We start from the raw sequence: 19703 nt of genomic DNA, 5'->3' as shown, positions 1-19703 counted from the left end.
AAACACACGATGTCCGAGAATGAAGTACTGAATGACGAGCTGGGCGAACCGCTGCTCCTGATCATCGAAGACGACGACGCCTTCGCGCGCACCCTCGGCCGCTCCTTCGAAAGGCGCGGCTACCGGGTGCTGCTGGCGCCCGGCCTGGACGAAGCCCAGGAACTGCTGAAGGAGCACGACCCCGGCTACGCGGTGGTCGACCTCAAGCTGAAGGGCAACAGCTCGGGCCTGGCCTGCGTGCAGATGCTGCATGCGCACGACCCGGACATGCAGATCGTGGTGCTGACCGGCTTCGCCAGCATCGGCACCGCGGTCGAGGCGATCAAGCTGGGCGCCTGCCAGTACCTGGCCAAGCCCTCGAACACCGACGACATCGAGGCCGCCTTCGGCCACGTCGCCGGAAATACGGAAATCGAACTGACCAACCGATCGAGCTCGATCAAGACCCTCGAGTGGGAGCACATCCACGCGGTGCTGGCCGAGACCGACTTCAACATCTCCGAAGCGGCGCGGCGGTTGGGCATGCACCGTCGCACGCTGGCGCGGAAACTGGAGAAGCAGCGGGTCAAGTAGCGGGCCTGGCGAAGTGAAGGCGCCGGCTGGCGCCCCCACGGGTGCCCTTACCAGGTGTAGCCGACCTTGCCGTAGAAGAAGCGCCCATTGAAGCCGTTCGGCGCCCAGATGCTGTAAGGCTGGGTGCCGTTGACGTTCAGGTTGCCGGCGGACGTCACCTGGGCCGGGTAGCGGTTGGTCAGGTTGTCGATGCCGAGGGTCACGCGCCAGTTGCCGGCCACGCGCACGGAAGTGGAGACGTCCAGCACCCATTGCGGATCGTAGGTCTGGTCCAGCGCGACGTTGTTCTGCGGGACGGTGAATTTTCCGTAACGCGTCACGTTCGCGTGCCCGCTCCAGGTGCCGCGGGTGTAGTCGCCGGCCAGGGTCAGCTTGTCCTTCGGCGAGCCGACGGTCAGGCGGTTGACGGTCTGGCGGTCGGCCAGCACGAGCTTGGCGCCGGCCAGCAGCGCCGGGGTGGCGGCCACGTGGCGCACTTCATTGTCGTTGTGGTTGTAGGCCAGCGTGAAGTCGGCGCGCGCGCCCTGCGCGAGGTTCATGCGGTAGGTGCTGACCAGGTCGACGCCCTTGGTGCGGGTGTCGACGGCGTTGGTGAAGTAGCGCGCCGCGCCGACGTAGATGCCCTGCTGCTGCAGCGCCGTGTTGAGGGCGGCCGCACTGGCGCCGGACAGCTGCAGGTTCGACGAGAAGATGATGCGGTCGTCGATGTCGATGCGGTACAGGTCGAGGGTGGTGGTCCAGTTGCGGATCGGCTGCCATTGGGCGCCGAAGCTCAGGTTGCGGGCGCGCTCGGGTTTCAGCGGCTGTGCGCCGAGGGCGCGGGCGGCATCGCTGGCGACCGCGAAGGTGCCGGTTTCGATCGGCGTATTCTGGCCGTTGATGACCAGGAAGTTGGTCGTGGTGATCGTGTAGCTTTCCTGGGCCAGCGACGGTGCGCGGAAGCCGTTCGAGACGGTGCCGCGCAGCGCGAATTGCGGGGTGACGGCAAAGCGCGCCGAAGCCTTGCCCGAGGTGGTGTTGCCGAAGTCGCTGTAGCGCTCGTGGCGCACGGCCAGGGAGCCGGACAGCTGCTTCGTGATGTCGCCTTCCAGGTTCAGGTACAGCGACTGGTTGTTGCGGCTGTTCTTGCCTGCGTTTTCGGGACGAAAGCCGGAGAAGCCCTGGGCGCCGCCGCCGAACCAGGAGTTCGGCTCGCCGGCGCCGATCTCGTAGGACTCGTAACGCGCCTCGGCGCCCAGCGCCACGGTCAGCGGGCCGCTCATCCAGGACACCGGGATGTCGCGCGCCACGTCCAGGTTGGCCAGTTCCTGGGTGGAGCTCAGCTTGCCGGCGTAGAAGCTGGTCTGGCCCGGGGCGGGGAAGCCGGCGCTCAGGTTGGTGCTGTTGTCGACGTCCAGGCTGAAACGGTTGCGGCCGTAATTCAGGCTCGCGTCCCAGCGCCAGCCGGCCAGCTCGCCGCGCAGGCCGGTGACCACGGCGCTGTCCGTCGACTTGCTGTCTTCCAGCGGCAGGAAGCCTTCCGGATACAGCGCCGAGCGCTGGTGCGGATTCTTCGGATCGAAGGGCGTGGTGAAGGCGGTGCGCCAGGTGGCGGCGGACGAGGTCTTGCGCTCGCCGTAGTTGGCGAAGGCGTACCAGTCGATGTTGTCGTTGAGGCTGACCTGGCTGTTGACGAACAGGCTGCGCGGACGGCTGTCCGGATCGCCGTAGCGCTGGGTGACGGTGCCCTGGCGCGGGCCCGCTTCCGGACGCGGGTCGGCGAAGGCGCGGTTGGTCGGGTTGCGGTTGGCGGCTTCGACGGCCACGCGCACCCAGCCCTTGTCGCCGAGCCTGAAGCCGGTCGAGCCGCGCACGGTGGTCTGTTCGCCGTCGCCCTTGTCGTATTCGCCGTACTGGGCCTCGAGCTCGCCGCCGTCGGCGCCCTTCTTGAGGATGATGTTGACCACGCCGGCGATCGCATCCGAGCCGTACTGGGCGGCGGCGCCGTCGCGCAGCACTTCGATGTGGTCGATCGCGGCCAGCGGAATCGCGTTCAGGTCGACCGGGGCCGAGCCGCGGCCCAGGCTGCCGTTGACGTTGACCACCGCCGAGGCATGGCGGCGCTTGCCGTTCACCAGCACCAGGGTCTGGTCGGGCGACAGGCCGCGCAGCTGCGCCGGACGCACGGCGTCGCTGGCGTCGGCGCCGACCGGGCGCGGGAAGTTCATCGAGGGCAGCAGGCGCGACAGCACAGTCGCGAGTTCGCTCGAGCCGGTGCCCAGCAGCTCCTTGCTGGAGATGACGTCGACCGGCGATTCGGTCTCGAGCGTGCGGCGGTTCAGCGAACGGGTGCCGGTGACGACCACGGCCTGCATCTCGGGGTTGGCGGCCGGCTGGGCGCCGGCATTCTCCTGTGCCTGGGCGGCAGGCAGGGCGGAAGCGATCAGGCCCAGCGCGAGCAGGGCGCGGGACGGATTGGGACGGTTGAATTTGACGCTCATGTTCTTGATTCTCTGTGTTTGGCGCGGCTCCCTGGCCGCGAAGGGGTGCGAGGATAGCAGTCGGGCAATTGCCTGACCAATAACGATTAGGATTATGCTTATACCCAGAATGGATAAGCGTTAGTTTGCTTCTCGGGAATGCGCGTGCTGAGATGTGGTAAATTCCACACTTTTCTCCGGGAGGGCCCATGTTTTCGACGCGTTTTTCCTTGACCCTCCTGGCCTCGGCGGCGCTCGCCGGCTGCGCCAGCATGCCGCCGCGGTCCGCCGTGCACGAGCCGCTGCAGGCCGCCTTCGTCGTCCTCGGCGACGACGGCGCCGCGATTGCGCGCGCCATCACCACCGCGCCAGGCTGCCCGGCGATCGAGATCGACGGCCACGCCACGGCGATGGCGGTGCGCTCGCCGCTGTCGGCGATTCCCCTGCGTCCGCAAGCGCCGGGCGCCAAAGGGCAGCCTGCGCCGCCGTCATCGAAGGTGCAGAGCTGCGAGGCAGTATTGCCGGCCGGGACCAGGAGCGTGCTGCTGGCCGGCCGCGCGCTGCCGCTGCCGGTGGCCGAGCCGAAGCGCATCGTCGTGATCGGCGATACCGGCTGCCGCCTGAAGGGCCATGAATTCCAGGACTGTAACGACCCCGAGGCCTTCCCCTTCGCCCGCGTCGCCGCCAGCGCGGCGGCCTGGAAGCCCGACCTGGTCATCCACGTGGGCGACTACCACTACCGCGAAGACGCCTGCCCGGCCGACCACCCCGGCTGCGCCGGCAGCCCCTTCGGTTACGGCTGGGACGCCTGGAATGCCGATTTCTTTGCGCCGGCGCGGACGCTGCTGGGCGCGGCGCCCTGGGTGGTGGCGCGCGGCAACCACGAAAACTGCGCGCGGGGCGGGCAGGGCTGGTGGCGCTACCTCGATCCGCGCCCGCTGCCGGCCGGCGGCGGCTGCGACGATCCGGCGCGCGACGGGCAGGCCGACTACACCGATCCCTATGCCGTGCCGCTCGGGGGCGACGCGCAGCTGCTGGTGTTCGACAGCGCCAACACCAGCTACAAGGGCTTCAAGCCCGGCGATGTGCGCCTGGAAAAATACGGCGATACCTACCGCAGGATCGCGGCCCTGGCCGGCCGCGCACGCCACACCATCGCCGTCGACCACCACCCGCTGTACGGCTTCGGCGCCCTGCAGGACAGGAAGACCGGCGCCATCTCGCTGTTCGGCGGCGACGCCGGCCTGGTCCAGGCCTTCGGTGCGATCGATCCGCGCCTGCTGCCCCCGAACGTCGACATGCTGCTGTCCGGCCACGTGCACCTGTGGGAGCAGGTCAGTTTCTCCTCGGATCATCCGACGCAGTTCGTCAGCGGCTTCGCGGGCACGGCGGAAGACATCGTACCGCTGCCGGCGAAGGTCGCGCCCGGCACCTCGCCGGCGCCCGGCGCCATGGTCGAGGCCATGAGTTCATGGATCGACGGCTTTGGCTTCATGACGATGGAAAGGCGCGGCGCGGACCGCTGGGACGTGGTGGTCCACGACCGCGACGGCCGTGAGCGGAATACTTGCACGGTGGAAGGACGGCATTCGCGCTGCGCACTGCCGCAGGTGCCGCGCGCCGCGGAAAAATGAAAAGAGCGGTAAAAAAAGCGACTCAGCCAAATATATTTGACCAAATGTGGTTGCCTTCAATACACAACCTCTGTTACAATTTATCTTGTGAGCGGGGCGGCTGGAGCTGATTTAGTCCGTCTTCGTGATCAGCGATGAGGATACTTTGTATCTATTCGGCTCCCGGTCCGTCCGGGAGCTTTTTTTCTTGGCTTTTCGAAATTTACATTTGCGACAGCATCACGCCCGCGCTGGTTTCGTCGGCTTCCAGCACGGCGATCAGCTTGGCGAGGTCCTGCTCCAGGCGCTCCAGGGTGGCGGGGTCGAGACTCGACAGGGCATCCGGCAGGACGCCGGCGAAAGGCAGCGGGGCGCTGCGCAACACCGCTTCGCCCGGCGCGGCAATGCGCAAGGCCACGCTGCGCCGGTCCATGCCTTCGCGCGCCGCCGTGACCAGGCCGCGCTCCGTAAGACTCTTGATCAGGTTGCTGGCGGTAGACTGGTGGATATCAAGCTCGCGCGACAGCTCGGTCACGCCGATGCCGGGCCGGCGTTCGATCACGGACAGTGCCCACAACTGGGCGCCGCCGACGCCGGCTTCGCGCTCGACCTGGCGGAAGTGGCTCTTGACGGAATTGAAAACCACGCGGAACTGGCGCAGTACGCGGTTCGCGGGGGCGGCGGCCGGCGCCATGTCGGCGGGCTGGGGCGGAAGTGAAGAAGAGGACATATGCGGATGATAACGGATAACACGCGAACTAGCCCAGTGCGGCGATGCGGGGGTGTTGCCAGATGAGAGAACCACGCACACTCAAGCAAGCGGTCAGCCAGGAGCTGGCCGATTGGCGTTTGTGGCTGGCGCGCGCGCTGGTGGTGGCCGCGGCGGTGATCGCGGGCCTGACGGTGGTCGGCTTCACCTGGCTGGCGGAAACCGCCAGCGGCTACTTCACCCTGTTGCGCACGCATATCTGGTGGGCGCCGCTGCTGTGCGCGCCGGCCTGCGCGGCGGCGGTGGTCTGGTGCACGCGGCGCTTCGCGCCGGGCGCCGCCGGCTCCGGCATTCCGCAGGTGATGGCCACGCTGGAAAAGGAAGTCGGCGAGGGCGAGCGCGGCCTGTTCGTCTCGCTGCGCCTGAGCGTCGCCAAGATCCTGCTGACCTCCGCCGGCCTGCTGGGCGGCCTGTCGCTGGGCCGCGAAGGGCCGTCGGTGCAGATCGCCGCCGGCATCATGCTGCAGGTGCGCCGCTTCATGCCCGCCGGCGCGCCGGTCGGGGTCCATGGCCTGCTGGTGGCGGGCGGCGCGGCCGGTATCGCGGCCGCCTTCAACACGCCGCTGGGCGGGGTGATGTTCGCGATCGAGGAACTGGCGCGCTCCCCCGAGCGGCGCAGCAGCGGCCTGATCATCGCGGCGATCGTACTGGCCGGCCTGGTGGCGGTGTCGGCGCACGGCAACGGCGCCTACTTCGGCGTGATCCATGCGCCGGCGCCCGGCCTCGAACTGTTGCTGCCGGGCCTGATGCTGGCGGTGCTGGCGGGCCTCGCCGGCGGCGTGTTCTCGCGCTTGCTGATCGCCTCGCTGTCGGGCCAGTCGCTGGACCCGTTCAGCCGTTTCCGCGCGCGCAAGCCGGTGCTGTTCGCCGGCGCCTGCGGCCTGGCGGTGGCGGTGATCGGGGTCCTCACGAACGGCGCGCCCTTCGGTTCCGGCTACGGCTCGACCAAGGTCATGATCGAAGGCGCCGCGGCGATGCCGCCGATGTATGCGCTGTTCAAGTTCCTGGCCACCTGGCTGACCACCTGGTCCGGCGTACCGGCCGGAATCTTCGCGCCCTCGCTGGCGATCGGCGCCGCGATCGGCAACGACATCGCGCTGCTGCTGTACGGGGTGCAGGCGCCGGCCCTGATCGCGCTCGGCATGGTCGGCTTCCTGTCGGCCGCGACCCAGGCCCCGCTGACCTCCTTCATCATCGTGATGGAGATGGTCGACGGCCACGCCATGGTGCTCAGCCTGATGGCCTGCGCGCTGGTGGCCTACCTGGTGGCGCGCGCGATCAGCCCACCCCTGTACCCGACCCTGGCCGGCTTCCAGCTCGAACGCCTGCCCAAGCGTACCGACGAATAAGCGCGCGCGGGGGCGCATCCTGCTACCATGGGGGATGCCAAACTGGATCGCGCGCCTGGGCCGCATCCGTCCGCGGCCACCCGACATCGCCGCCGTCCTGACTCTGTCGGGCGGCGTTGCGATCGCCATTGCGCTCGCCGGCGGCCTCCACCGGGCGGAACGCGAGCACGCGCATGCGGAGTTCCTGCAGCGCGCCGAAACCCATTACGCCGCGGTCGTGGGCAGTTTCCGGGATGCCCTGGTGGTGCTGCAGTCCAGCAACGCGTTGTTCGAGGCGGTCGGCACGGTCGGGCCGGAGCAGTTCGGCGCCTTCGTGCGTCCCCTGATGCGCAGCCATCCCTATCTCGAGGATATCGTGTTCCATCGCCTGGTGGAGGCGGGCCGGCGCCCGGCCTATGAAGCCGAGCAGGAACGCTTGCATCCGGGCTTCCGCATCCTCGAGCGCGGCGCCGCCGGCCTGGTCACGGCCGGCGCGCGGAGGCGCTACCTGGTGGCCGAGTACATCGAGCCGCGCGCCATTTACCAGGACGTGTTCGGCTACGACGCGCTGTCGTTCGCCCCGCAGGCGCGCGTCTTCGAGCACGCTGTCGACAGAGGCCGGGCGGCGGCCAGCGCGCTGATGCCGCTGCTGAGCAAGCACGGAGAGCGGGGGCACCTGGGCATGGTCCTGATGATGCCGGTCTACCGCGGCGCGGCGATACCGTCCACCACCGAAGTGCGGCGCGCGAGCGTGATTGGCGCAACCTCGGTGGCGGTCGACGTGCGCCGACAGGTGGGCCTCAATCTGGCCGCGGCCAATCTGCTCGAGCGCGCCGGCGTGGCGATCGAGCTCGCCGGGATGGGTGCGGACGGCCTGCATACCGTCTTTCGCTGGGACCGCCTGGACCGGCGCGCGATGCCGGCCTGGCATGGCTGGCTGGGCGAGGAAGTCTTTACAGCCAAGTATCCGTTCGAGCTGGCGGGCCAGCAATGGGTATTGCGCCTGTCCGGCCTGTCGACCGACATGGTGGGCGGCGCCGCGCCGCTGGCGGTGCTGGCCATGGGTTGCCTGCTGAGCGCAGTCCTGGCGGCCTGGGTGCGCGGCCGCTTCCAGCGTGCGGGGCGCATCGAAGCCCTGGTCGAGCGCCGCACCGCCGACCTCGAGCGGGCGCTCGGCCAGATGCGGCTCTACCTGCGCGCGATCGACGCCAGCGCCAACGCGGTGATCCTGGTCGATGCGCGCAAGCCGGGCTTCCCGATCGAATACGTCAACCCGGCCTTCGAGCGCATGCGCGGCTTCAGCGCCGCCGAGGTGGTCGGCGAGCACCTGAGCGAGCTGGCCGAGCAGGAGCCGGACCAAGCCGCGATCGCCGAGCTGCGCCAGTCGATCCGCGACCGGCGCGACGGCCACGCCAGCATGCGCCTGCGCTGCAAGGACGGACGCGAACTGTACGCCGAGGTCTACATCGCCCCCGTGCTCGACGAGAACGGCGAGGCCGGACATTACGTGATCACCCAGTACGACGTCACCATGGCCAAGCGCTACGAGGCCGAGCTGGAAGTGCGGGCGCGCTACGATACCCTGACCGGGCTGGCCAACCGCGTGCTGCTGCAGGACCGCATCGAGGCCGCGATCGCACTGGCCGGCAGCACTGCGATGGTCTGGGTGGCGGCGCTCGACCTCGACCACTTCAAGTACGTCAACGACACCCTCGGGCATAGCGCCGGCGACGAGATGCTGAAGGCGGCGGCGGCGCGGATGCAGCGGGCCGTCGGGCGCGCCGACACGGTGGCGCGCACCGGCGGCGACGAATTCGTGCTGGTGCTGCCCGGGCGCGCCGCCGAGAGCGAGGCCGAGGCCACCGTGCAGGGGGTGCTGCTGGCCCTGGCCGAGCCGCTGCCCCTGCGTGGCCAGGAGCTGGTGATGACCGGCAGCGCCGGGCTCGCGGGCTGGCCTTCGGACGGCGCCGACGCCGCCGCCCTGATCCAGCACGCCGAGGTGGCGATGTACCGCGCCAAGGACCTCGGCCGCAACACGGTGCAGTTCTATACCCCGGCGATGAATGCCCGGGCCCGCGAGCGGATGGCGCTGGAGGGCGCCCTGCGCAGCGCCCTGCAGCACGGCGAGTTCGAGCTCTACTACCAGCCGCAGGTCGACCTGGAAAGCGGTTCGGTGGTCGGGCTGGAGGCGCTGATCCGCTGGCGCCACCCCAGCATGGGCATGGTGCGCCCGGACCGCTTCATCAACCTGGCCGAGGAGACCGGCCTGATCGTGCCGATCGGCGCCTGGGTGCTGCGCACCGCCTGCCGCCAGAACTGCGCCTGGCAGCACGCCGGCTATGGGCCGCTGCGGATGGCGGTCAACCTGTCGGCGCGCCAGTTCGCCGAGCCCGGCCTGGTGCGCGAGATCGCCAGCGTGCTGGAGGACACCGGCCTGGCGCCCACCTGCCTCGAGATCGAGCTGACGGAAAGCCTGGTGATGGAAGACGTCGAGGGTGCGATCCGGACCATGGGCGAGCTCAAGCGCATGGGGGTAAAACTCTCGATCGACGACTTCGGCACCGGCTATTCGAGCCTGTCCTACCTGCGCCGTTTCCCGGTCGACGTGCTGAAGATCGACCGCTCCTTCGTGCGCGACATCGCCAGCTGCGAGGACGATGCGGCGATGGTGGCGGGCATCATCGAACTGGCGCGCGGGCTGCGCATGCGGGTGATCGCCGAAGGCGTCGAGACCGAGGCCCAGCTCGACTACCTGAAGCAGCGCGGCTGCGACGAAGTGCAGGGGCATGTGTATGCACGCGCCGCTTCCGGGGCGGACGTCGAGGCGATGCTGCGCGCCGGACGCCGCGTCGAGCCCCAGGATGCGACCGCGTAAGCATTCGTAATGCGCGGTGGCGTACCGAGTGTTGCCGCGCCCTCGGCTATACTTGCGGCGGGCAAGGATCAGGAGCAGACGGGAACACCACGTGGACGACCATAACAAGAACGAAGAGCAGGGGCAGGAAACCGACAAGCCGATGGGGTATCCGGGACCGGACCGGCGCCGGCCGGGCGCGGCCGCCGAGCGCGCGCGTGCACGCTACGCGCAGGTAAAGGCCGGGCTGATGAAGCGTCCGCCGCTGCAGCGCTGGCTGCTGATAGGTGGGGGCGCACTGGGAATCCTGACGGTGGCGTTCGGCATCTACGTGGCCATGCTGTTCCCGCTGACGCCGGGCATCGAGGACGTGAAGCAGGCGCGCGTCGCGCGTCCGACCGTGGTGCTGTCGGGCGACGGCCGCGAGCTGGCCAGCTTCGAGCAGGGCCTGCAGGAGAAGGTGCCGCTGTCGCAGATCTCGCCGCACGTGATCACCGCCCTGATCGCCACCGAAGACCGCCGCTTCTACGAGCACCACGGGGTCGACTTCACCCGCATCGCCGGCGCCATGCTCGCCAACCTGAAGGGCGACGCCCAGGGAGGCTCGACCATCACCCAGCAGCTCGCGCGCAACATGTTCCGCGACGAGATCGGCAACGCGCGCAACATCAACCGCAAGCTGAAGGAGCTGATCACCGCCTTCAAGATCGAGAACACCTACAGCAAGACGGAAATCCTGGAAGCCTACCTGAACACGGTGCCCTTCCTGTACAACACCTACGGCATCGAGATGGCGGCGCGCACCTATTTCGACAAGTCGGCGTCGCAGCTCAGCGAAACCGAGGCCGCCACCCTGGTCGGCATGCTGAAGGGCACCGCCTATTACAACCCGGTCACGAACCCCGAGCGGTCGAAGGCGCGCCGCAACGTGGTGCTGGCGCAGATGCTGAAGGCCGGCGCCTTCGACGAAAAGCGCTACGAACAGCTGGTCAAGCGCCCGCTGAAGGTGCGTTTCACGCGCCAGGCCGAGCGCACCGGCAAGGACGACCACTTCACGGCCTATGTGCGCAAGTGGCTGGTCGACTGGGCCGAGAAGAACGACGTCAACCTGGAGCAGGACGGGCTGGTGGTGCAGACCACGCTCGACTACGACCTGCAGCAGGCGGCCCTGCGCGCCGTCGAGCGCCAGGCCGACGCCCTGCAGGCCATCGCCGACGTCGACTGGGCCCATTCCTGGCCGGTCAACTCGACCTCGACCCAGACCTACGCCGACATGCGCGAGGGCGTCAATCCCTTCGAGTACTTCTGGCAGTCGCACGGCGAACTCCTCGATGCCTTCGTGCGCGAGTCCGGCGAGTACAAGCACGCCGTGGACGGCGGCGAGGCCCCGGCGGCGGCGCTGAAGCGCCTGCGCGGCGACCGCGACTTCATGCGCCAGCTGAAGAATGCCAAGGCGCGCCTGCAGGCCGGCTTCGTGGCTATGGACCCGAGCACCGGCGAGGTCAAGGCCTGGGTCGGCAGTCGCAACTTCCAGCGCGAACAGTTCGATCACGTGGCCCAGGCCTCGCGCCAGCCGGGCTCCACCTTCAAGCCGATCGTCTACGCGGCCGCGCTGGAGAGCGGGCTGACGCCGGACCACCCCTACCTGGATGCGGTGACGACGATCCGCGACCCGAACGGCACGACCTGGCGCCCGACCGACAACAGCGGCACCACCGGCCGCCGCCTGACCATGCGCGACGGCCTGGTGTTTTCGAAGAACACGATCACGGCCCAGGTGATGCAGGACGTGGGCGTGAAGCCGATCGTCAAGCTGGCCCAGGACATGGGCATCCGTTCCAGCAAGCTGGCGGCCGTGCCCTCGATCGCGCTCGGCACCAGCCCGGTGACCCTGCTGGAAATGGTCAGCGCCTACTCGACCATCGCGGCCCAGGGCGAATACCGGCCTCCGGTGTTCGTGCGCCGGATCACCGACCGCGACGGCAAGGTGGTCGCCGACTTTTCAAGCCAGACCCCGCAGCGGGTGCTCTCGCAAGGCTCGGCCGACACCCTGATCGACATGATGCGCGGGGTGGTCAACCGCGGCACCGGCACCGCCGTGCGCAGCCGCTTCGGCATCAGCGGCGACGTCGCCGGCAAGACCGGCACCACCCAGAACAACGCCGACGGCTGGTTCATCATGATCCACCCGAACCTGGTGGCCGGCGCCTGGGTGGGCTTCAACGACAATCGTGTGACGATGCGTTCGAACTACTGGGGCCAGGGCGGCCACAGCGCGATCCTGCTGGTGGGCGACTTCTTCAAGACCGCGCTCGACAGCGGCAAGGTCCCGGCCGACGCGCAATTCCCGGGCTACCGCAAGCCGGAACCGGTGCGCCATGTGGAGCCGGAGGAAGACATGGATGAGGGCAACGACATGCAGCAGGAAGGCGGCCCGCCGGCCGACCTGCCGCAGCCGCCGCCGAACGATGAGCGGGAGCAGCCGGAGCCGAGGCCGCAGGATACGGGGAACCGGTTCCCGAACGACGCCTAGTCCGTCGTCCCGGCACCTGTTTCCCGCCTGCGCGGGAACGACGGCCTACAGGATCGGCGTCCCGCCCGTCACCGCGATCCGCGCCCCCGACACATAACTCGCCTCGTTCGACGCCAGCATCACATACACCGGCGCCAGCTCGGCCGGCTGGCCGGGCCGTTTCATCGGCGTCTGCTGGCCGAAGCTGGCCACCGCCTCCCGCGGCATGGTCGACGGGATCAGCGGGGTCCAGATCGGGCCCGGCGCCACCGAGTTCACGCGAATGCCCTTGTCGGCCAGCAGCTGCGCCAGCCCGGCCGTGAAATTGGCGATCGCGCCCTTGGTGGTGGCATAGGCCAGCAGGTTCGGCGAGGGCTTGTCGGAATTGATCGAGGTGGTGTTGATGATCGAGGCGCCCGGCTGCATGTGCTTTACCGCCGCCTTGCAGATATAGAACATGGCGTCGATGTTGACCGCGAAGGTGTGCCGCCATTCCTCGTCGGCGATCTCGTCGATCGACTCGTGGCTCATCTGGTAGGCGGCATTATTCACCAGCACGTCGATGCGGCCGAATTCCTGCACCGCGCGTTCGACCAGGGCGCGGCAGTGGGCCGGGTCGGCCAGGTCGCCCGGCACCAGCACCGCATTGCGGCCGGCTTCCTTCACCAGGCGCTCGGTTTCCTTCGCGTCCTCGTGTTCGTTCAGGTAGGAGATCAGCACGTCGGCGCCTTCGCGCGCGAAGGCGAGGGCGACGGCGCGGCCGATGCCGCTGTCGGCGCCGGTGATCAGGGCCTTCTTGTCGGCCAGCCTGCCGTGACCGACGTAGCTGGATTCGCCGTGGTCGGCCTTGGGCGTCAGCAGGGCCTCGGTGCCGGGCGGCGTCTGGCGCGGGGTCTGCTCCTGGGCTTTTTGTTGACTCAGTTGCTGCGACTGCTGCTGCGATTTCTGTTGCGACATGGGACCTCCATCTAAAGCGTGGGCCTGCGATTCTATGCCGGCCCAGGCCGGGGCGTCGCCGGTATGCCGCCCGGCAAAGCCGCGATGGCAGCTCAGGGCGTGAACCTTGCCTGCGCCTTGCCGCGGCCGTCCGGACGCTTGGCGTCGGGTGAGTCGTTGGCTGCCTGTTCGGCCGCCGGCGCCTCGCTCAGGACCAGCTGCTGGGCGCGCGGCGCGGTCGAGACACCGAGCTCGCGGCACATCGCCATCGCCTCCAGCAGGACCTGCTGCTGGGTCTTCAGGAACAGGCCGTAGTCGGCGTCGGCAAGCTTGTAGACGATGTCGTACTCGATGAAGTTCTGGTCGAGGGCGGTCAGGTTGACGTGGTCCAGCGTCACTTTTTCCTTGCCCTCGATGATCTTCGACAGCCGGGGCGGAATCTGCGCCGCGAGTTCCGGCGGCGTGGCCGGGTTGATGCGCAGGTTGAACTGCACGCGCCGCGTGTTCATGCGCTTGAAGTTGTGCACGACCTTGCGCAGCAGCTCGGCGTTGGCGATCACGATCTGTTCGCCGGACAGGGCGCGGATGCGCGTCGTCTTCAGGCCCACGTGCTCGATGGTGCCGGAGAATTCCGGCACCGACACCGAGTCGCCGACCTCGAAGGGCTTGTCGATCGCGATCGACAGCGAGGCGAACAGGTCGCCGAGGATGTTCTGCACCGCGAGCGCCACCGCCACGCCGCCGATGCCCAGGCTGGCCACGAAGGTTGTGACGTTGATGCCGAGATTCGCCAGCATCGCCAGCAGGAACACGGTCCAGACGCTCCATTGCAGGGCCCAGATCATCAGCGTGTGCGCCACCGTGACCTGCTCGTTCTCCTTGTTCTTGCCGTGGATGCGGAAATAGCGCCGCGCCGTCACGCCGATCGCGCGGTGCAGCCAGACCGCGAGCTGGGCCCCGAGGGTGATGAACCACAGGTGGCCGATGCGCTGGTTCCAGGGAGGCGCGAGCTCGAGGACCGAGGCGCCGATCAGCAGCGAGGTCGCCAGCACCGCCAGGTTGCTGGTGCGCGCCAGCGTGTGCAGCAGCACGTCGACGATCGGCCGCTGGGCCGCTTCGCCGGTCAGCTTGCCGAGGCGGCGGCGGAACATCATCACCGCGCCGTGGATGAGGAAGAAGCTGATCACCGCCGCGCCGAGCGCGAAGGCGGCGTTGGTCCAGCTGATGTCGAGGGATGTGAAATAGCCGCGGATGTTCATCGGGCTCCTGTCGATGTCGGGGGTGCAGCGGAACGGCGCCGGGCGCCGGGGACGGCGGGCCTGCGCAAGCGGGTGGACGCAGGGGCGCCCATCCGCTTGCACACGCCGCTTGAAGCAGATGCGCCTGCGGCGGCGCTGCCGTCAATACGGGATCAGTGCCGGATCAGTGCTTCGTACGCAGGTGCTGGCGGACGGCTTCGGCGCTGTTGCCGGCCTGTTTCACGGCCTGCGCCAGTTCTTCCTCGGACACGCCGAGCGCCTTGGTCCAGTACTGGATTTCATGTTTTTCGTGCAGGTTGATGCGGGCGCGGTCCTGTGCGCCGCGGTCTTGCAGGTTGTCGGACATGATGGGCTCCTTTCTCAACGAGTTTTCAGGATGCCACCGGCCACGGCCGTATTCCGTTCGCTGCCTCACTTTATGTAACTAGTTTTCTCATGAAAAAAGTTCCCATGCGTCAGCAATAGGCTTTGAGCACGATCAGGAAACCCGGCAATACCCGTCCTGATCGGCGAGCCCGGCAGTAGGATCGAAGCAGAATCTGCACCAAGTTGGTGCAAATCGGCAACTTTCCCACTTCCGGAGGCGCCATGAAGCATCGTCATCTTCTTCCCACCCGCAGGACCGCGCTGGCCCTTGCAGTCACGGCCTTCCTGGTGTCCGCCTGCCAGATGCATGGCGGCGGCCGGGTCGACCAATTGAACGACTTGCGCGGGCCGACCCAGGACCTTCGCGTCGAGCTGCGCGAAGGCACGAATATGGCGGCCTTCCCCTCGCCGGACGGCAAGCGCATCGTGTTCTCGAACCAGGGCGCGCTGTGGGTGATGCCGGCCGCCGGCGGCGCTGCCACCCGGATCACCGACTGGCACCTGGAGCCGACCGCGCCGGTGTGGTCGCCGGACGGCAAGCGCATCGCCTTCCAGAACTATGCCCCGGAAGCCAACTACCACATCTGGACCATCGATCCCGACGGCCGCCGTCCCGAAGAGCTGACCACCGGCCCGAACGACGACCGCGAGCCGGCCTGGACCCCGGACGGTAGCGCCCTGGTGTTCTCGTCCGACCGCAGCAACGACGGCCAGTACAAGATCTGGAGCGTGCCGGCCGACGGCGGCCCGCCGACCCGGCTCACCGCCGGCCCCGGCGCCGAGAGCAATCCGGTGGTGTCGCCGGACGGCCGCACCCTGGCTTACGTGGACGGCCCGAACGTGGTGACCAAACCTTTCGACAGCCGCACGCCCACCATCGTCGCCCCGGGCACGGCGCCGGCCTGGGTGCCGGACGGCAGCGGCCTGGTCTACCAGAACGCCGACCGCCAGCTGGTCCTGCGCGGCGCCCAGCTCACCAGCGGCGAAGATATCTTCCCCTTCCCGGTGCGCTTCCTCCCGGACGGACGCTTCCTGTACACCGCCGATGGCCACATCCGCGTGCGCGACGCCGCCGGCGGCGCGCAAGGCGACATCCCTTTCCGCGCCGAGCTGCTGCTGCGGCGTCCGGTGTTTTCGCATCCGAAGGACCGCCAGTTCGACAATTTCGGCCAGCGGCGGGTGGCCGGCATCAGCGCGCCGGTACTGTCGCCGGACGGCCGCAGCATCGCCTTCGTGGCCCTGAACGACGTCTGGGTGATGCGGATCGGCGATGCGCCGCGCCGCCTCACCGACGACCAGGACCGCGACATCAGCCCGCAATGGACGGCCGACGGCAAGGCCGTCTATTTCTCGACCGAGCGCGGGAATGCCGGCCAGCTCGCGGTCGACCAGGTCGACGTCGCCACCGGCGCGCGCACCCGCCTGGCCGCGATCCCGGGCCGTTCGATGGCGCTGCCGAAGCTGTCGCCGGACGGCCGCAGCATCGCCTACATCACCCTGTCCGGCCAGCTCGAGATCTGGAACCGCGCCACCAGCACCTTCCGCGTCGTCGCGCCGGCAGTCGGCAGCCAGGTCAGCACCCCGCAATGGCTGGCGGACGGGCGCCACATCCTGCTGGTGGACAACGAGCGCATCAACAACCGCTTCCGCGAGGGCTACAACAAGCTGCGTGTGATCGACCTGGCGACCGGGCAGGGGAGCTTCCATGCGGTGGCGCCGGCGCCGCGCCAGATCTCGGAACGCGACGAAGGCGCGGCGGTGCTGTCGCCGGACGGCACCAGGGTCGCCTTCATCATGGACTCCCTGCTGCACCTGATGCCGCTGAACCCGGACGGTTCGCCGGCCGGCCCTGCGCGGCTGCTGGGCAGCGAACCGGCCGACCTGCCTTCCTGGGGCGGCAACGACATGCTGATGGTCAAGTCCGCCAACCGGATCCGCGTGATCGACGCCGACGGCAGCCATGCGCGCGACGTCGACGTCAAGCTCCAGTGGCGGCAGGCGGCGCCGGAGGGCTCGACCCTGATCCGCGCCGGCGCCCTCTGGGACGGCCTCGCCCCGACCCTGCGCTATGACGTCGATATCCTGGTGCAGAAGAACCGGATCGCCTGGATCCGCCCGCACACGGCCGGTTCGGCGTCGCAGGCCGAGCGCTTCATCGACGCCAGCGGCCTGACCGTGATGCCGGGCCTGATCGAGACCCACATCCATCCGCTGACCCTGTACCAGGGCGGGCCGCGCCTGTTCGTCTCGCCGCCGCTGTGGGAGGGCAACCGCCTGTTCTACCACTTCGCGCGCAGCTTGCGCACCCCGGCCGTGGCCGATGTCGAGATCGCCAAGGCCAAGGCCATGGATGCCGACTTCCTGAAGGCCTATGTGCGCGCGCCGATCCCGGTCATGAGCCGCATCGCGCAGGGCGCCCTCGACCTCGGCGTGCCGAGCGGGACCCACCCGATCGAGCCGGGCGCCGCCACCGGCATCGCCGGCACGACCCACCTGAGCGCAACCCAGCGCATGGGCTACAGCTGGTCGAAATCGGCGGTCAAGGCGATCACCTACCAGGACGCCTACGACACCTACGGCAAGGGCAGCTTCCGCCTGATCGACACGCTGTTCTCGGCGGCCGCGCTGGCGGGGCTGGACCCGGGCATCGTCACCGATCCGCGCTTCATCCTGGTGCCGCCGAACTTCGTGGCCGGCCTGCAGAACGCCACGCCGCCGACGCCCGCGCAGCTCGGCACCATCATCAATGACGCCACCCAGCAGGCGAAAGTGGTGGCGGCAGGGGGGCTGGTGGCGAACGGCACCGACTCGCCGCTGGTGGTGCCCGGCATCCAGCTGCACCTGAACCTGCGCGCCGCCGGACTTGTCCTCGGCAATTACACGGCGTTGCAGACGGTGACCATCAACGCGGCGAAGATGGCGCTGGTCGACCGCGACCTCGGTTCGGTGGAGCCGGGCAAGCTGGCCGACCTGATCGTGGTGCGCGGCAATCCACTGTCCGACCTGCGCGCCGCCGCCAACGTGGAAGTGGTCATGAAGAACGGCCGGGCGTACACGCTGGCCGAGATCCTGGCGCCGTTCAGCACCCCGGCGGCGCCGGCGGCCCGCCGCGATGCGGTGGCCGCCTACCAGGCGCGCTGCCGCAGCCACCCGGCCGAGTGCGCGGAAGACGGCCAGCATGCCGATTGAAGAGCGTTGGTAGCCGGGCCCGGTGTGAGGCGCCGGACCTGGTTGATGCCCGCGGCCATGCGGTCGCGGGTTTTTTTACCAAAGTACTTTGCAACTAACCGACGCGGGCCCGAAACCGAACCAAAACCCGGCCAGCAGGGCAGACGCCCGCCGCAGACCTCGCCGTCGGCAGGCATTTGAGGTACGCTACTGTCATTCGTTCAATTAGGAGAAACACATGACCCAGCCCTATGAAACCGCGCAGCCGGAGCGCAGCGCGGTCGACGCGATGCCCGGCGTGGTGGCCGTCGACTTCGGCACCAACTGGTGCGGTTACTGCAAGGCGGCGGAACACCATATCGAGGAAGCGCTGAAGGACTTTCCCGCCGTGCGCCACCTGAAAGCCGAGGATGGCCCGGGGCGTCCGCTGGGCCGTTCCTTCCGCGTCAAGCTGTGGCCGACCGTGGTCGTGATGAAGGATGGCCAGGAAGTCGCGCGGGTGGTGCGCCCGGCCGACGCGCAGGAACTGAAGGACGCGCTGAATGCGGCAACCGGGCAGGCAGGCGCCGCATGAGCGCAGTCGAACCGCAAGCCACGCGCACCGCCATGAACCGTCCGGCGACCGTACTGTTCGCCAGCCTGATCGGCACCACCATCGAATTCTACGACTTCTACATCTACGCCACTGCCGCCGTGCTGGTGTTCCCGAAGCTGTTCTTTCCGGCCGGCGACGCCGCGGCGGCAACCCTGCAGTCGCTGGCGACCTTCGCGATCGCCTTCTTCGCACGGCCGGTGGGGTCGGCCGTGTTCGGGCACTTCGGCGACCGCATCGGCCGCAAGGCGACGCTGGTCGCGGCGCTGCTGACCATGGGCCTGTCGACCGTGGTGATCGGCCTGCTGCCGACCTATGCCACGATCGGCACCGCGGCGCCGCTGCTGCTGGCGCTGTGCCGTTTCGGCCAGGGCCTGGGCCTGGGCGGCGAGTGGGGCGGGGCGGTGCTGCTCGCCACCGAGAATGCGCCGCCGGGCAAGCGCGCCTGGTACGGCATGTTCCCGCAGCTGGGCGCGCCGATCGGCTTCTTCCTGTCCGGCTCCACTTTCCTGGTGTTGTCGCAGACCCTGTCGGACGCCGATTTCTTCAGCTACGGCTGGCGCATTCCCTTCCTGGCCAGCGCGCTGCTGGTCCTGATCGGCCTCTACGTGCGCCTGAAGATCACCGAAACGCCCGATTTCCAGAAGGTCCTGGAACGCAACGAACGCGTGCGCCTGCCGGTCGCCACCGTGTTCAAGTCGCATACGGGGCCGCTGGTGCTGGGCACCCTTGCCGCGCTGTCGACCTTCGTGATCTTCTACCTGATGTCGGTGTTCGCCCTGAGCTGGGGCACCACGGCCCTGCATTACTCGCGCCAGCAATTCCTGCTGCTGCAGCTGTTCGCGATCCTGTTCTTCGGGCTGACGATCCCGGTGGCGGCGGTGCTGGCCGACCGCATCGACCGGCGCCGGGTGATGATCGGGGTATCGGCGGCGATCGCGGTGTTCGGGCTGGCCTTCGGGCCGATGTTCGGCTCCGGTTCGCTCGCCATGGTGACCTTGTTCATGGTGCTGGGCCAGTGCCTGATCGGCATGACCTACGGGCCGCTGGGCACGCTGCTGTCGGAGATGTTCCCGCCGGAGGTGCGCTACACGGGCGCGTCGCTGACCTTCAACCTGGCCGGCATCCTGGGCGCCTCGCTGGCGCCGTATGCGGCCACCTGGCTGGCGACCAACCACGGCCTGTCGACCGTGGGCTGGTACCTCAGCGCCGCGGCGTTGATCAGCCTGGTGGCGCTGCTGCCGGTGCGTAGCGCACGCGCCGACTGAGTGCGC

The 19703-nt window shown here is 68.7% G+C and carries 13 protein-coding genes; 8 read left to right on the top strand and 5 right to left on the bottom strand.

Annotated elements, in window-relative coordinates; translation table 11 throughout:
* Positions 1 to 9 precede the first annotated feature (9 nt).
* Positions 10 to 573: a response regulator transcription factor gene (locus tag AM586_RS02465; protein ID WP_047825204.1), complete on the top strand. Its 564-nt coding sequence runs from the start codon at positions 10 to 12 to the stop codon at positions 571 to 573.
* 47 nt (positions 574 to 620) lie between these two features.
* Here AM586_RS02465 and AM586_RS02460 read toward each other — a convergent pair whose 3' ends face one another.
* A complete protein-coding gene (locus tag AM586_RS02460) occupies positions 621 to 3053 on the bottom strand; it encodes a TonB-dependent siderophore receptor (RefSeq protein WP_047825203.1) in 2433 nt (810 codons plus the stop codon).
* A gap of 188 nt (positions 3054 to 3241) precedes the next feature.
* On the opposite strand from AM586_RS02460, the gene AM586_RS02455 reads away from it, so the two are divergent.
* On the top strand, positions 3242 to 4666 hold the full coding sequence (locus AM586_RS02455) for a metallophosphoesterase (protein ID WP_047825202.1): 1425 nt from the start codon (positions 3242 to 3244) through the stop codon (positions 4664 to 4666).
* 202 nt (positions 4667 to 4868) lie between these two features.
* Here AM586_RS02455 and AM586_RS02450 read toward each other — a convergent pair whose 3' ends face one another.
* Complete coding sequence (locus AM586_RS02450; RefSeq protein WP_082439606.1) at positions 4869 to 5375, bottom strand: MarR family winged helix-turn-helix transcriptional regulator; 507 nt, start codon at positions 5373 to 5375, stop codon at positions 4869 to 4871.
* 62 nt (positions 5376 to 5437) lie between these two features.
* Here AM586_RS02450 and AM586_RS02445 point away from each other — a divergent pair, with 62 nt between their 5' ends.
* The 3 genes from AM586_RS02445 to AM586_RS02435 all read left to right on the top strand — a co-directional run bounded on the left by AM586_RS02445 (position 5438) and on the right by AM586_RS02435 (position 12129).
* Complete coding sequence (locus AM586_RS02445) at positions 5438 to 6763, top strand: chloride channel protein (RefSeq protein WP_047825200.1); 1326 nt, start codon at positions 5438 to 5440, stop codon at positions 6761 to 6763.
* Between the two features lie 34 nt (positions 6764 to 6797).
* Entirely contained in the window at positions 6798 to 9617 is a 2820-nt protein-coding gene (locus tag AM586_RS02440) for an EAL domain-containing protein (RefSeq protein ID WP_060566892.1), read from the top strand.
* 91 nt (positions 9618 to 9708) lie between these two features.
* Complete coding sequence (locus AM586_RS02435) at positions 9709 to 12129, top strand: penicillin-binding protein 1A (RefSeq protein WP_052233965.1); 2421 nt, start codon at positions 9709 to 9711, stop codon at positions 12127 to 12129.
* 45 nt (positions 12130 to 12174) lie between these two features.
* Here the strand turns inward: AM586_RS02435 and AM586_RS02430 are convergent, their stop codons facing one another.
* From AM586_RS02430 to AM586_RS02420, 3 genes are all read right to left on the bottom strand, one after another.
* Positions 12175 to 13065 carry an SDR family oxidoreductase gene (locus AM586_RS02430; RefSeq protein ID WP_109370411.1) on the bottom strand — a complete coding sequence of 297 codons (891 nt, stop codon included), beginning with the start codon at positions 13063 to 13065 and terminating at the stop codon, positions 12175 to 12177.
* Positions 13066 to 13157: 92 nt separating this feature from the next.
* Positions 13158 to 14303: a mechanosensitive ion channel family protein gene (locus AM586_RS02425; protein WP_052233964.1), complete on the bottom strand. Its 1146-nt coding sequence runs from the start codon at positions 14301 to 14303 to the stop codon at positions 13158 to 13160.
* Positions 14304 to 14466: 163 nt separating this feature from the next.
* Entirely contained in the window at positions 14467 to 14649 is a 183-nt protein-coding gene (locus AM586_RS02420; RefSeq protein WP_047825198.1) for a DUF3606 domain-containing protein, read from the bottom strand.
* Positions 14650 to 14891: 242 nt separating this feature from the next.
* On the opposite strand from AM586_RS02420, the gene AM586_RS02415 reads away from it, so the two are divergent.
* The 3 genes from AM586_RS02415 (at position 14892) to AM586_RS02405 (ending at position 19697) form a co-directional block, all read left to right on the top strand.
* On the top strand, positions 14892 to 17858 hold the full coding sequence (locus AM586_RS02415) for an amidohydrolase family protein (RefSeq protein ID WP_082439605.1): 2967 nt from the start codon (positions 14892 to 14894) through the stop codon (positions 17856 to 17858).
* A gap of 217 nt (positions 17859 to 18075) precedes the next feature.
* The gene (locus tag AM586_RS02410; protein ID WP_047825197.1) at positions 18076 to 18411 is read left to right on the top strand and encodes a thioredoxin family protein; all 336 of its coding nucleotides are present in this window, start codon (positions 18076 to 18078) and stop codon (positions 18409 to 18411) included.
* Complete coding sequence (locus tag AM586_RS02405) at positions 18408 to 19697, top strand: MFS transporter (protein WP_047825196.1); 1290 nt, start codon at positions 18408 to 18410, stop codon at positions 19695 to 19697. The genes AM586_RS02410 and AM586_RS02405 overlap by 4 nt, the downstream gene beginning before the upstream one ends.
* Positions 19698 to 19703: the final 6 nt, after the last annotated feature.

Origin of the sequence: Massilia sp. WG5 (genome assembly GCF_001412595.2) — a bacterium.
In the GTDB taxonomy this organism is placed as follows: domain Bacteria; phylum Pseudomonadota; class Gammaproteobacteria; order Burkholderiales; family Burkholderiaceae_D; genus Telluria.
Note: the sequence above shows the minus strand (reverse complement) of the source record. Positions and strands in the feature narration are given on the sequence as shown.

Bases quoted from the DNA above. Each gene is read 5' to 3' on its own strand.
- AM586_RS02405 (WP_047825196.1), top strand. From the start codon at position 18,408: ATGAGCGCAGTCGAACCGCAAGCCACGCGCACCGCCATGAACCGTCCG.
- AM586_RS02410 (WP_047825197.1), top strand. From the start codon at position 18,076: ATGACCCAGCCCTATGAAACCGCGCAGCCGGAGCGCAGCGCGGTCGAC.
- AM586_RS02430 (WP_109370411.1), bottom strand. From the start codon at position 13,065: ATGTCGCAACAGAAATCGCAGCAGCAGTCGCAGCAACTGAGTCAACAA.
- AM586_RS02440 (WP_060566892.1), top strand. From the start codon at position 6,798: ATGCCAAACTGGATCGCGCGCCTGGGCCGCATCCGTCCGCGGCCACCC.
- AM586_RS02425 (WP_052233964.1), bottom strand. From the start codon at position 14,303: ATGAACATCCGCGGCTATTTCACATCCCTCGACATCAGCTGGACCAAC.
- AM586_RS02450 (WP_082439606.1), bottom strand. From the start codon at position 5,375: ATGTCCTCTTCTTCACTTCCGCCCCAGCCCGCCGACATGGCGCCGGCC.
- AM586_RS02465 (WP_047825204.1), top strand. From the start codon at position 10: ATGTCCGAGAATGAAGTACTGAATGACGAGCTGGGCGAACCGCTGCTC.
- AM586_RS02415 (WP_082439605.1), top strand. From the start codon at position 14,892: ATGAAGCATCGTCATCTTCTTCCCACCCGCAGGACCGCGCTGGCCCTT.
- AM586_RS02445 (WP_047825200.1), top strand. From the start codon at position 5,438: ATGAGAGAACCACGCACACTCAAGCAAGCGGTCAGCCAGGAGCTGGCC.
- AM586_RS02460 (WP_047825203.1), bottom strand. From the start codon at position 3,053: ATGAGCGTCAAATTCAACCGTCCCAATCCGTCCCGCGCCCTGCTCGCG.
- AM586_RS02455 (WP_047825202.1), top strand. From the start codon at position 3,242: ATGTTTTCGACGCGTTTTTCCTTGACCCTCCTGGCCTCGGCGGCGCTC.
- AM586_RS02420 (WP_047825198.1), bottom strand. From the start codon at position 14,649: ATGTCCGACAACCTGCAAGACCGCGGCGCACAGGACCGCGCCCGCATC.